10 protein-coding genes are annotated in these 13,528 nt (G+C 60.1%); 5 read left to right on the forward strand and 5 right to left on the reverse strand.

Annotated elements, in window-relative coordinates; genetic code table 11:
• Nucleotides 1-7: 7 nt before the first annotated feature.
• On the forward strand, nt 8-301 hold the full coding sequence (locus tag L6R21_05930) for a hypothetical protein (GenBank protein MCK6558721.1): 294 nt from the start codon (nt 8-10) through the stop codon (nt 299-301).
• Here the strand turns inward: L6R21_05930 and L6R21_05935 are convergent.
• From L6R21_05935 to dapF, 5 genes are all read right to left on the reverse strand, one after another.
• Entirely contained in the window at nt 274-1,611 is a 1,338-nt protein-coding gene (locus tag L6R21_05935) for a sigma-54 dependent transcriptional regulator (protein MCK6558722.1), read from the reverse strand. The two genes, L6R21_05930 and L6R21_05935, sit on opposite strands and share 28 nt — an antisense overlap.
• A 187-nt stretch (nt 1,612-1,798) precedes the next feature.
• Nucleotides 1,799-3,139: an ATP-binding protein gene (locus L6R21_05940; GenBank protein MCK6558723.1), complete on the reverse strand. Its 1,341-nt coding sequence runs from the start codon at nt 3,137-3,139 to the stop codon at nt 1,799-1,801.
• 37 nt (nt 3,140-3,176) lie between these two features.
• Nucleotides 3,177-4,172, reverse strand: coding sequence for a glycosyltransferase family 9 protein (locus L6R21_05945; GenBank protein MCK6558724.1), 996 nt, complete (start codon nt 4,170-4,172; stop codon nt 3,177-3,179).
• Nucleotides 4,173-4,275: 103 nt separating this feature from the next.
• The gene (locus L6R21_05950) at nt 4,276-6,450 is read right to left on the reverse strand and encodes an adenylate/guanylate cyclase domain-containing protein (GenBank protein ID MCK6558725.1); all 2,175 of its coding nucleotides are present in this window, start codon (nt 6,448-6,450) and stop codon (nt 4,276-4,278) included.
• Entirely contained in the window at nt 6,447-7,271 is an 825-nt protein-coding gene (gene dapF, locus L6R21_05955; GenBank protein ID MCK6558726.1) for a diaminopimelate epimerase, read from the reverse strand. The genes L6R21_05950 and dapF overlap by 4 nt, the downstream gene beginning before the upstream one ends.
• A gap of 275 nt (nt 7,272-7,546) precedes the next feature.
• Between dapF and L6R21_05960 the strand changes: the two genes are divergently transcribed.
• The 4 genes from L6R21_05960 to L6R21_05975 all read left to right on the forward strand — a co-directional run bounded on the left by L6R21_05960 (nt 7,547) and on the right by L6R21_05975 (nt 13,512).
• Nucleotides 7,547-8,353 carry a DUF151 domain-containing protein gene (locus tag L6R21_05960; GenBank protein MCK6558727.1) on the forward strand — a complete coding sequence of 269 codons (807 nt, stop codon included), beginning with the start codon at nt 7,547-7,549 and terminating at the stop codon, nt 8,351-8,353.
• Between the two features lie 477 nt (nt 8,354-8,830).
• Nucleotides 8,831-9,970 carry a hypothetical protein gene (locus L6R21_05965; protein MCK6558728.1) on the forward strand — a complete coding sequence of 380 codons (1,140 nt, stop codon included), beginning with the start codon at nt 8,831-8,833 and terminating at the stop codon, nt 9,968-9,970.
• 227 nt (nt 9,971-10,197) lie between these two features.
• Nucleotides 10,198-10,482 (forward strand): hypothetical protein, encoded by a 285-nt coding sequence (locus L6R21_05970; GenBank protein ID MCK6558729.1) that lies wholly within the window; start codon nt 10,198-10,200, stop codon nt 10,480-10,482.
• A gap of 516 nt (nt 10,483-10,998) precedes the next feature.
• Nucleotides 10,999-13,512, forward strand: coding sequence for a response regulator (locus L6R21_05975; protein MCK6558730.1), 2,514 nt, complete (start codon nt 10,999-11,001; stop codon nt 13,510-13,512).
• Nucleotides 13,513-13,528: the final 16 nt, after the last annotated feature.

Here is a 13,528-nt window from a genome sequence, read left to right on the forward strand (position 1 = left end):
GAGGCGTGTGCTTGGAGACAAGAATCACCGCGGCGAAGCAGAGTCGGCTGGGCGCAAGGACTGGAACGGCGCCAGGAGGTGGATTCCTTTCACCGGCAACCGCTGCCCAGGCTTGCTCGTTTTTCGACAGACAGCGATTCCGCCGGGCAGCACAGAAATTTTCCAACGAATAGAAAAAGACCGATCGATGGAAAGGATTTGTATCCGTCGGGTCGTTTCTATCAGTTGGCAAGAGAATTTGGAATTCGATTTCAACTTTGACAAGCCCAACGCCTACCCCAACCTCTCCAGCATCGAATAAAGCTTGCGGCGGGTGATGCCGAGCAGTTTGGCGGCGCGGCTCTTGTTGCCGCCGGCTTTTTCGATCGCGCGGTGCACCAGCCGCCGCTCCATGTCTTCCAGGTTGATGCCTTCCTCCGGAATGTCGAATGACGTCGGCAGCTTTTGAATGCCCTGCAGGTGCGGCGGCAAATCCGCCATGCTGATGGCCTGGCCGCCCGCCATGATGAGCGCGCGCTCGATGACGTTCTCCAATTCGCGCACGTTGCCCGGCCAGGAATACAGACGCAGCTTTTCCATGGCCTCGGGCGTGATTGCCGCCGGCGTCTTGCCGGCCTTGGTGAGAAAGTGGCCGATGAGATCGGGCAGATCTTCCAGCCGGCGGCGCAGCGAGGGAATCGTGATCGGAAAGACATTGATGCGATAGTAGAAATCCTCGCGAATCAACCCGCTCTTCAAGCCCGCTTCCAAATCGCGATTGGTGGCGGCGATGGTGCGGCTGCGAATGGTGATCGCCTCGGTGCCGCCGAGGTGGATGATCTGGCGGTTCTGCAGCGCGCGCAGCAGCTTCACCTGAATGGCCGGGGAGATTTCGCCGATCTCATCGAGAAAGATCGTGCCTTCGCCCGCCACTTCGAACAGTCCGGGTTTGCGCTTGTCGGCGCCGGTGAAGGCGCCTTTTTCATAGCCGAACAACTCACTCTCCAGCAGATTCTCCGGCAGCGCCGCGCAGTTGATGGTCACAAACGGTTTGTCGGCGCGCGGGCTGAGATAGTGAATCGCCTGCGCCACCAGTTCCTTGCCGGTGCCGCTTTCGCCGCGAATCAACACCGTCGCATCGCTGGGCGCGACTTTGTGAATCATCTTGTAAACTTCCTGCATCGCGCCGCTCTTGCCGATCATGTTCTCCACGGAGTAACGCTGCCGCAGCTCGCGCTTGAGGCTGCGGTTCTCCTCCGCCAGCGCCCGGCTCGCGGCCAGCCGCCGGATTCTGAGCTTGAGTTCATCAAGCTCGAAGGGTTTGATGATGTAATCATACGCGCCGCGCTTCATCGCCTCGACCGCGGTTTGCGCCGTGGCGTAGGCCGTCATCAAGATCACTTCGCACTGCGGGTGGCGCTGCTTGGCGAAGACCAGCACGTGCAGGCCGTCCGGCCCTTCCATGCGCAGATCGGTCAAAACCAGATCAAAGGCGTGCGTGTCGAGCGCGTTCATCGCCGCGGTGCCGCTGGTGGCGGTGGCGACGGCATAGCCCTCCGGTTCCAGCGCCGCCTTGAGCACGGCGCACATGCGCGCTTCGTCGTCGACAATGAGAATGCGGTAATCGTTCATGCTGGATGCTGGACGCTTGATACTGGATACTTGATACTGGATACTTGATACTGGATACTTGATACTGGATACTTGATACTGGATACTTGATACTGGATACTGGATACTGGATACTGGATACTGGATACTGGATACTGGATACTGGATACTGGATACTGGATACTTGATGCTGGATACTTGATGCTGGTCACTGATCCTCCGCTGGTAGCCAAATGTGCATCGTTGTCCCCCCGCCTTTTCCTGATTCCGCCAGCAGCCGGCCGTGGTGTTTTTCGATGATTTGTTTGGAGACGGCCAGGCCGAGGCCGGCGCCTTGAGTTTTGGTGGTGAAAAATGGCTCGAAGATTTTCTCCGCCGGCGCCGGCAAGCCCGGGCCGTTGTCTTGAATTGCGAGATGAACCTGCTTCTTCGCGGGACGCAGATCCTGCAGTTCTACCGCAATGCTGCCGTTGCCTGCCAGGGCTTGCGCGGCATTCAAAAACAAATTCATCAAGACTTGGATGAGCGCGTCTTCATCATGCGCCACCACCACCGGTCCAGCCGGCGCGAAGCGCCAGGCGAGGCCCACCGCTTGATCCTGATTGCGCGCCAGCGCGATGGCCCTGGCCACCGTCTGCGCCAGATCGCTGCGCTTAAGCACGAGTTCGCGGTCGCGCGCAAACGCCAGAAAGTCGGTGACCAGCCGGTTCAGCCGCCGCACTTCCGAGGGAATGAACTCGAACAACTCATCCGGTGGCGCCGCGGTGGCATACTTCTGCCGCAACACTTCGGCGGTGTTCTTGATGATGCTGAGCGGATTGCGGATTTCATGGGCAACGGTCGCGGCCATCTGGCCCATCGCCGCCAGCCGCTCGGCGCGGCGTAGATTTTCCTGCGTGCGCAGAAACCAGGCAATCGCGCTCGCCAGCGAGGCCGCCAGCACGAGCAGCGCCGCCAGGCTGAGAGCGCCGATCAAAACCAAACCCCGCCGGAATCCCGCCAGCAGATCGAAAAAATCAGCGTTGGCTTCCACCACCAAAATGCAGATCACTTCCTCCGCGGCGCTGGTGACGGGCGCATAAGCGGTCTTGAAGCGCGAATCGGCGATCACCCGCACTGCCGAAGCGCTCACCGTGCCTGCCCACGCCGCCGCGACTTCCGCGCTGTCTTCGCGCAAATAGATCACTTCCCGGCCGGCTGGAAACAACTCCGGGTCGCTGCTCGCCAACACCCGCAGCCCGCGATCGACGAGATACATTTGCTGCACACCGATGGCCGCCGGCATGCGCTCGAGAATGGGCTGCGCCAGCAGGCGCGCGCTCAACTCCTGGCCGCGCTCGAGATAGCGGGGGAAGGCGCCGCTTTCGACCAACTCGGCGCTCAAGCGCGCCACTGCCTGCAGCCGCGTGCCGAGCTCCTGCTCCAGCGAATCTTCGATGCGGTTGATGAAGAACCAGCTCCCCAGGTTGAAGATCGCCAGCACCAGCACGATCATCACGCTGACCAGTATAACCAGGGCGCGCGAGGATTTCATCAGAGGAATGGGCATCGGTCATGCGAATTGAAATGCCGCAACGCCGGGCCGTTCAGGGCAGGCGCTGATTGAGCGCATGCCAGACTGCCGGCAGCACGCGCAGCGGCAGCAATTGCTTCTGGCAATTCAAGTGCTGCAGCGGGCAGAAATTTTTGTGACACGGCCGGCAGTCGATCGTGAGATCCACCGCCACATGGCCTTTGGCCGTCTCATAAGGAAACCAGATTTCTTTTTGACTCGGGCCGAACAGGCCGACCGTGGGCGTGCCCACCGCCACGGCAAGATGGAGAATGCCGCAGTCATTGGACACAAACGCCGAACAGCGCGCCTGCACTGCCGCGGTTTCGCGCAGCGACAGCACCGGCAGCACCGTGACGCCGGGGGCTTGTTGCTTGACGGCGGCAACGATCAACGCTTCTTGCGGACCTTGCGTCAAGAGAACTTGCACACCCGCGGCCAGCAACGCCCTGGCCACCTCGCCAAAGTGGCTCGCGGGCCAGCGTTTGTTCGGCCAGGTCGCGCCCGGGTGCATGCCGACGAGCGGCCGGGCGGGATCGATATCCTGCATCGCCAAGAAGCTCTGCGCCCACAAGCGCTCCTCCGGCATCAGAAAGAACTCAGTGCGTTTGTCGCGGGCGGCAATGCCCAGCATTTCCAGGCTGCGCAGATGAAAGGCGATGGCATCGGGGTTGCCGGTGGACGCGGGCACGCGATGGCTGTAGAGCTTGCCGCGGCCGCGAAAATCGCCGCCCACGCGCACCGGCGCGCCGGTCAGCCAGGTCAACAGCGCCGTGCGTGGATTGCCGAACAAATCGATGGCCAGATCAAAGCGCCGGCGCCGCAAGCTGCGATAGAACTGCGCTTGCGCTGCCGCTGAAGCGTGCGGCGGGAACGCCAGGACTTCGTCGAGATGAGGGTTGTGTGCCAGCAGGGGCGCATAGGCCGCTTCGGTGAGATAGACAATCTCCGCACGCGGGAACACTTCGCGCAGCCGGCGCACCAGCGGCGTGGTGAGCAGGACGTCGCCGAGAAAGCGCAGGCGGCTCACCAAAATGCGCTGAAAGTCGCGGGCCGGGCCGTTCAGCGGTCTGTCAGAAATAATTGGGTGCAATGGCAAAGCAACTGGCGATCGTGAGAGGCTTTCCCCGGTTTCACTTTCCCCGCATTTCGAACACGCCGTCCCAATTCTTGGGCGGCGGCGATTGCAGGGAGATTTCACAGCGCTGCAGCAGGGTCGCGGCCGGCCCGTCTTTCTTGTGCAAGTGCAGCACGCGGCGGAATTCCGCAATGGCCTTTTGCCACTGCTGTTGCCGGTAGAATTCCAGGCCGCGGGCATAGTGCGTGAACACCGCAGCGACCTCCTGGCCGATGCCTTGATCGCGCCGCGCGATCAATTCGTAGATCTTGACCGGCCGCTGCTTGCCCTTGACGCGGATGAAATCAAGCTCGCGCGCGATGACTTTGGTCTTCACCAACTCGTGCGTCTCTTCGCTGATGATGATGTTGGTGGCGTAGATCTTGTTCACGCCTTCCAGCCGCGAGGCGAGATTGACCGAGTCGCCGATCACGGTGTAATCGAAACGCTCGCGGCCGCCGATGTTGCCGGCAATCATCGCGCCGGAGTTGATGCCGATGCGCGCCTCCAGCAAGGGCCGCTTTTCCTTTTCCCACTGGCGGCGCAGCCGGGCGAGCTGTTCTTGCATGTCGAGCGCGGCAAAACAGGCGCACTCGGCATGATCCGGCTGATCCACCGGCACGCCGAACACCGCCATGATCGCATCGCCCTCGTACTTGTCGAGATAGCCGCCGTACTGCAGCACGATGTCGGTCATGGCGGAGAGGTATTCATTCAACTGCCGGATCAGCGCCTCGGGCGCGAGCTTCTCGGAGATGGAGGTGAAATCTTTGATGTCCGAGAAAAACGCGGTGGCCTGCTTGTGCTCGCCGCCCAACCGCAGGCGCTGCGGATGGCGCAACATTTCCCGCACGAGATTGTCGGAGAGATAATTGCCGAACATGCCGTAGATCAGCTTTTTCTCGCGCTCTTCGTTGAGATAGCGGAAGATCATGGCGAGCAGCAGCGCCAGCACCATCACCTGCACCGGTTCCACCACGATGAACCAGGTTTGGCGCTGCACGAACGCCCAGAAGCTGAACCAGACGTAGGCGCTGCCGCACACCAGCGTGAACAGGATGCTCATCCAGGGGCTGAGCAGCACGGCGATCACCCCCGCCAGCACGCCGACAATGGCGAGCGTGAGCACGCGCGCGGCAAAAGACTGCTCGGCGAGAAATTCCTGCGCCAAGATGTTGTGGATGATGTTGGCGTGGATTTCCACCCCCGGAAAATCCGCCTGAAAAGGAACGACGCGCAGATCGTACAAGCCGGGCGCCGAGGTGCCGATCAGCACGATCTTGTCGGTGAAGAAACCGGCGGCCAGGCGCTGTTCGAGCACATCGACATAGGGAACGTAGCGAAAGCTGCCGAAGCTGCCGGCGTAGTTGATCAGCATGCGCCCCGTTGCATCGATGGGAATGCGGCGGTTGGCGCCGGTTAGGATGACTTCCCGGCCGGGGTGAACGATGACTTGCTCGCCGCTGGTGCCGGTCGACTGCATCACCACCGCCAGCGGGAGGGAGGGGTACGTGTGCCCGGCGAAATTCATGAACAGCGGCATGCGGCGAATGGTATCGTCATCTTCGGGAAGAAAATTCGCAAAGCCCACGCGCGCGCTGTTGTTGTAGAGCGTGAACAACTCGCCTTCAAAGCGGTCTTGTTGCGGCAAATTGCGGCGGACGCCGGCGGGCAGATCCAGCGCGAAGCGCGCCGCTGCGAAGGCTGGCGGCGGCTCGGTCATGGCATAGCGGAAGCGTTCTGCATCCGCGGCGGTGAAGACCACGGCATTGACGACATTGCCCGCCTGCTGCACTTGCGCCGCGAAAATGCTGTCCGCGGCGGGCGCGGCCGGGTTGGGATTGAGAAACAGAATATCGAAGCAAACCACGGCCGCGCCCTCGGCGCGCAAGTATTCCAGCACGCGGGCGTGATGACTGCGTGGCCACTGCGCGAAATTGCCGAGTTTCTCCTGGCTGCGCTCATCGATGTCAACGATGACCACGTCTTCGAGCGGTGCGCCCTGGCGCTGGTCCTGCAAATGCCGGATGCGCGCGAGATAGCGCAGGTCGAGCGTCTCGGCTTCGAAGCGCTGCAACGTGCGGGCGGTGAGCGGCAGCAGATGGCCGAGGGTGAAAATCACGGCGGCGGCAAACAGGCCGAGGCCGGCGCCGAGCAGCGTTCGTTGCGTGAGCGTGAATTTGAGATTCATTGGAAGAACTCGCCCGCGAATACCATTTCAACCCGGCCGGTCAGCCGCGGACGATTCGTCTCCGGCTCGCAATCGACCTCGAGCTCGCCGCCCGGCACCTGCAGATGAATCGGAAACCTGGCGCCCCGTACGCGCTGGGCGATCCACGCGGCCGCCACCGCACCGGTGCCGCAGGCGAGGGTTTCTTCTTCGACGCCGCGCTCATAGGTGCGCAGCTTGAGCTGATCCGGCGCGTTCATTTCCACAAAGTTGACATTGGTGCCGGCCGGCGCAAACGCGGCATGATGGCGCAGCTCCTGCCCCCACGGCGTCACGGGAATTCGTTCGACCTGTTCCACAAACACGACATAGTGGGGCACGCCGGTGTTGACGAATCCGCCTTCGCGGCACGGCCCGAGTTCTCGGCCTGCCAAGCCGGCCAGCGCGCCCACTTGCAGCCGGAGGTCGCGCGGGGCCGGCATGCGCAAATGCACCCGCTCGCCCTCCACCGTGGCTTGATAGCGGTCGCCGCTGACTTCGAATTGCATATGCGCAGCAGCAAGGTGATGCCGGTGAGCATGATAAGCGCAGGCACGGGCGCCGTTGCCGCACATTTCGGATTCGCGGCCGTCGCGGTTGAAATAGCGCATGGTGAAGGCACAATCCGGCAGCCGGGGATTTTCCAACAAGAGAATGCCGTCGGCGCCGATGCCGGTGCGGCGCTGGCACAGCCGGTGAAACAATTCCCGGTCCAGCGCAGGCTGCCGGGGCGCGCGATTGTCGAGTAAGATGAAATCGTTGCCGGTGGCAGAGTATTTGATGAAGGGAAGTGGAGCAGACATGTAATCGAGCTGCAATCAGGGCACGACTTCGCAAGCCCGTCACCTGGGCATGGCAACCGGCGGATTGCTTGTGGACCGGCCGCAGGCGTTGGGTTGCGCTGGCGATTCATCAATAAAGGCGGGCGCAATATAAACAGGCAGCGACTGAAAGTCAAAGCGTTTGCAGGCAAATTCTGCGGGCGTTTGCGCGGCACCGCCGCCGAGAAAATCCTGTTGACTCCCATGCTCATTTTCGAGATATTGCGCCGTTGCCGGTCACACCGTGAGGCCAGATCATGAAACCTTCTTTTCGAGTTCTCTGCGCGAGTGCGGGGGTGTGCTTGCTGGTGTTGTTCAGCTTCTGCTCCTCGCGCGATCAGCGTCAGGCCGTCTTGATGAAAGTCAAGTCGATTCGAGGCAGCATCGAATCCGGCGAGATGATTTTGATTCTGCAGGAGGAGCGGGGCGTCCGCATTCTGCCGCTGTCGGTGGGCGGGGAGCAGGCGCTCGCCATTCATCTCGGCCACCAGCATGTCACCACGCCCCGGCCCATGACTCATGATTTGATGGCCAACATCTTCAAGTCCCTCGAGATTCGGGTGGAGCGCATCACGATCACAGAATTAAAGGAAGGAACCTACTTCGCCGAGATCGTGCTGCAGAACGGCGGCAAGACGCATCGCATCGATGCCCGTCCCAGTGACGCCATTGCGCTCTCGCTGCGCGTTGGTGCGCCCGTTTATGCCATGCCGGATTTGTTGCTGGATCAACAGCTCGAAGCGGGCGAAGAAGAAGACGCAGATGTGGCAACCACGGATCCGGCCGCACAGGAATGGGGCTTGTCGGTGCAGGAGTTGACGCCGGCGCTGGCCGACTTTTTCGGGGAACGCGAAGGCATTTTGATTTCCGATGTCGTTACCGGCAGCCCGGCGGAACGGGGTGGACTCAAAGCCGGCGACATCGTGATGCAAATCGATCAGACGCCGGTGCGCACCGTCGCGGATTTTCTCGCCGCGCTGGCCCGCCATGAGACATTGCAGAACCCGCTGCAGTGCGAATATTGGCGGGACGGCCGCAAGCACACCACCGCACTGCAGCCATGAAGCGGTGACGCTGTTTTGCTCGGTAGACCTCCTGGCAACAACCTCTTTTCACCTCACCGTTTTGCGACCTCCTCGCCACGTGCCGTTTGATTTCATTCATGCTGTGCTACTGCAGGGTTGTGACAGCCTGGCGGCTTGCTCATGCGCGGCTGCCGCGTTGCTGGATTTGCCGCCGGCCGGACCAGGGGCGGGGGCGGCGCAGCGTGTTGACTGTCCTGCCTGACTGAGTCTCAGCCAGAAACATTGTATCAGGGGGAAACATGCGGCCGGTGAATCTGCGCGGTTTGTAGGCTTCGGCGTGCCAGGCTGGTGGGACAAATGCTTGTTTAATCGTGGGAACTGGCAATCCTGGCTTCTGTCTTCTAGGCATAACGTTTGCTAAAATGGAGCGCATTGCAATCAAATCATTGAAGGCCATCGGAGATGGCCTTTTGGCAAATCCACTGGCACTGTTCACGCAACTTTGAGACGCATCAGATGGACTCCAAGAAACTTTCCTACCTAATCCCGAGGATTGTGAGAGGTGGATATTCCCAAGGGGAGCTGGTTGAATTCATCAATCTCGTCCAGAAAATTTCCCTGAGCTACTTGAAGTATCAAGAGGTGATCGGCAAGCACATTCGGTGGGAACGCCGGCGCAAGAGCGGTGAGCTCGATGATCTTGCCATTGATTGCGTGGCCGGTTTGTTCATGCGCAACGATAACAATGAATTTGTGCAGTTGCGCCGTTATTTTGGCCCCTATCTCGATGCCCAGGAGAATCCCAACGACGTCGAACTGCTGATCATGTTGCGGCGGTTGGTGATCAAGAAGACCAAGCAGGAGTTGTCGCGCATTTTCAAAGAGCGTGATCCGGAAGGCGCCAAGATCATCCGTAACATCCGCGTGGCGGTCAAGAACGCGAACGATTTGGGCACCTTTCGCGAGATGGGCCGCGAGTATATCTTTTTGAAGAAGGCGCGCAGCAGCCGCTATGCCGCCTCGGCGACCAGCATCGCCACGGGCGAAGCGCAGGTTGAGCCGGTGGCGACGGTCGCCAATTTCACCAAGGAAGATTTGCATTACCTGCGCAAAGCCAAGCCGAGCATACCGGAGAAGGCCTTGAAAAACCAATACCTCGATCTCTACACCCCCAAAGATCACGTCTCCACCACCATTCGCAAGATGCTGTCGGTGGTGACGGTGGATGAGCGCTATCAGAATTTCCTGCCCACCGACGTGGTGGCGCGTCTCATTCGCCACACCAACCTCGAAGTCGTGCGCAATCGGCTGATCGCGCAAATTGATGACATGTCGCCATTGGATTATGTGCGACTGAAGGAAATTGAACAAGCCAAACAAAAGGTGCTGCAGCGCGTTCGCGTCAAGATACAGAACCAATATGTCGCCAGTGCGAAGATCTCCGAGGAAAAGGGCGAGGTTTATTATCGCACGCTGGCGGATGTGCTCGAGGACATCACCCACAGCAAGAAGATCGAGTCCTACTTCCGCCATCTCAGGAAATACATGCCGGACCTGACGCAGCGGCGCTACCGTCAGGAAGAACGGACGATCTTCGAATATTTGGGCAAACTGACCAAGAAATGGTTCCGGGAGTATTTGAAGGAATTGCTGTAAGCTCTTGATTTACAAGTGGGCAAAATCCTGTCTTTTTTTGGCGTAGGTGCGGAAATAGTTTTTCCGTGAATTAGGGCTTTTGTCAGTATAGAGAGAGTACAAAATTGAAAGATCGGCGTTCGCGAGTGAGACAGTCGGTCGCCGCGCCGATGGACAAAACCCTAACCACTCCTTTTCTTGTGTCAGGACGGCAACCGCAGGGAAAGGCGAATCTTCACAACGGAAACATGAAGAAAAACTATCATCGCCAGTGGAACAGGATCCCCCGTGTGGTCGGGGCGATCAGGGAAGAGTGCCTAGACGCCGAGTCGTTGGAATTCGTACTCCTCAGTGCTTCCCAAAACCGTGGTTTATACGACACGTTCGAGGAGCATTTTTTGACTTGCGAGCGTTGCCAGCGCCGCATCCGTGTGCTGCAAGCCTATTACCGCATTCTGGAAGCCGAACTGCGCCGGCCGGTCTCTCCCAAAGTCGTGCAGATGGCTCGCAAGTTGGCCGAACCGGTCGAGTAATTCGCGGACACCCCGGACCTGCGCCCGGCGGCACAGGTCCATTCCCTCATTCCGGTGAACCGCCGGAGGCCCAATCCGGGTTCTCTTCGCATTCCACCCGAATCACTCGCGTGCGTCCGCACCTGCCGCGCCCTTCATTCCTTCCCGAGCCGGCGAGCGATCCTATTGTCACCAGAAAAAAACTTGACAGGGGTGTTGATTTCCAGTATATTCGAGCGCTTTTTTGATCATCTCAAATGATGATTTTGAATAGTGTTGCGCCTTGAGCAAGCGCTGGCGCGCGGCGACCAAGACATTGGCTGGGCGGGGCACCGGAGCCACTTACGGCCAGCAGCAGTAACACCATTCGGACCTCATACAAAATCGACCTGCGGCAAACGGGAGGTAAGTTGCCGCGGGCCAAACTCAACACGCAGCGGACTTCTTTGATCAGATCATGTTTGCCGAGCGGCGACCCCGCGCCGGCGAACGGCATGAGGCTCAGAATTCCCCTAAGGCGAACCAGCGGTGCGCTTCATGGACAATCCAACCATTCTTGTCGCAGACGGTGACCCCAAGAACCTTCAGATCCTGCGCGAAAATCTCGAGGCCGCGGGCTTCGAGGTGATCATCGCGTCCGATGGTCTGCAGGCCTGGCAAAAAATTTCCACCGGCGTGCCGGATCTTATCCTCTCCGAAGTCAACCTGCCCAAGCTCGACGGCTTTCAATTGCTGGAAAAGCTCAAAGCCGACCCGGTGACTTCCTCCATCCCGCTGATGTTTCTCACCAACCGCCGGGAATTGCAGGATCGCGTGCGCAGCTTGCGCGGCGGCGTAAAAGACTACATGATCAAGCCGCTGCACATCAAAGAAGTGCTGGCCCGCATTCGCATGATCCTGCGCCGCATGGAGCGCATCAAGGAGGACGACGCCGAAACCGCCAAGAAACTCGTCGGCCGTCTGGAAGAATTCAGCCCGGTGGACTTGATCGAAAGCTTCGGCGTCGAGCGCAAGACCGGCGTGCTCACCCTGCACAATGAAAACAACCGCAGCGGCGAAATCTATTTTCGCGACGGCGCCGTGGTCAACGCCTCGCTCGGCAATCTCAAGGCCGAAAAAGCCGTCTATCAAATGTTGCCCTGGAAGCACGGCCACTTCACCATGGTGTTCAAGGACATCGTCGTGCCCGACGAAATCTCAGTCAGCAATCTCGGCTTGCTGCTGCAGGGCTTCAAACGCATGGAAGAGCGCGAGCGTCTGTTCCGGCTGCTGCCCTCGCCGGAGACCACTTTCATCACCACCGACACGTTTCGCAGCATTCTGCAGAAGCGCGAGCTGACCACGGAAGTGGCCCGCTTCATCGGGTTGATCGACGGCCACCGCGACATTCTGCAGATCATCGATGAGAGCACCTACGACGACATCAAGACGCTCGAGCGGCTGGTGAAGCTGTATCAACAAGGTTTCATCAAACCCGCGAAAACCACCATCACCTCCGAAGAAGAGGAACAAGATCTCTCCGCCAATCTCGCGGAGCCGCAAATTCTGCAGCGCATTTCCGTTGAACCACAGCCCACCACCAGCTTCCGGGTGACGGCCGTGCGCAGCGAAAAGGCGGTGACGACGCCGCCCGCGACCACACCCACGCCGCCCGCGCCTGCCAAACCGGCGCCGATGCCTGCCAAGCCGGAACCGCCGCCCCCGCGTGCGCCGCTGACAGAGGAAGAGGACATGTTTCCTCCTGAAGAAGAACCGGAAGAGCCGGCGACCGCCTCGAGCGTCGCTCCCGTAGACACCGCCGAAACGCAGAGCTTCAAATTCCCCGAGCCCACCAGCTCGCGACCGGAGGAAGACATTGATCTCACCGACGATTCGGAACTGGAAAGTCTGCCGAGCTTCTGGCATGAGCACGCCGATGAGATTTGGGGAACGCCGCACGCCGGCAACGGCAGCGACAATGCGCTGATCGAGATTCAAGAAGAGGAGGGCGAAGAGCCTGCCGCGACTGAGCAGACCCGCGCGGAAGAGACACAACCTGGCGCGCTGAGGCGGGAACCGCTGCCGCCTGCGATCCTCGGCGAAGAAGCGGAAAGCGGGGACGAAGCCGAACTGCAGCCGGCTGATTTGGATGAAATCATGTCGCGGCCGGTGGAAGTGCCTGCTTTCCTGCGCGATGAATTTGAGCCTGACAGCGCACCGCCGGAGGAAGTGATCGAATCGCAAGCCCAGGCTCAGCCGACAGAAGAATTCGTTCTTCCGCCGGCACCGAAAGAAGAACCGGCCCGCGATCGCCACGTGCCGCCGGCCGTGATCGCAAGCCCGCCGGTTGCGCCAGAGCCAACTGTAAAACCGCAAGCCGCTCCCGAGCCGCCGCCCAAACCTCAAGCTGCGCCAACTGCGAAACCCAAAGCCACACCTCCGGCGCCAGCAGCCAAGCCCAAGATTGCCACCCCGCGAGTGGCGCCTCCTGAGCCGGTGGTCGTGACAGGTGATGAGGCTTCCGCGAGCCGAATCGCGCTGGCCTTGATGCGTTTGTGCGCCTCGCGTGGTTTGGCCAAGCCCAAACTAGTCGTCATCGGCCATGAGCGCCATCACCTCTCGGCAATGGTCAGGCACTTGCTTGGTCCGGAAGCAGGTGTGCGCAAGGTCGAAAATGCCACGTTTCAGCATTTGGAGATCGGTGAGCGCATTCTGGAGAGTGGCGAGCCGCTCGAGGTGATCGGCGTGTCGATGGAGCAGCAATTCACCCAACTTTTGCAAGCCGTGGCACACGATTTGGTGGGCTATATTTTGCTGCTGGAGGCGAATCGTCGCGACGATTTGGGTTATTGCGGCTACCTGCTGAACGTGTTGAAAGCCGGTTACCGTCTCCCGTTCGGCATTGCAGTGATCCGGGAGAATGACAAGAAGAGCCTGGCGACCGCGACCGTGCGTGATTTGGTGAATGCGGAGCCGGCCGACTTCCTGCTGGACTGTATTCCTTCCGATGCCGCCACGGTGGCGGCGTTCCTGGAAGGTCTGGCAAGCGACGCCAACCTCACGCGCTGGTAGAATTCGGCTTCGCTTG

Source organism: bacterium (assembly GCA_023150945.1).
In the GTDB taxonomy this organism is placed as follows: domain Bacteria; phylum Zhuqueibacterota; class Zhuqueibacteria; order Zhuqueibacterales; family Zhuqueibacteraceae; genus Coneutiohabitans.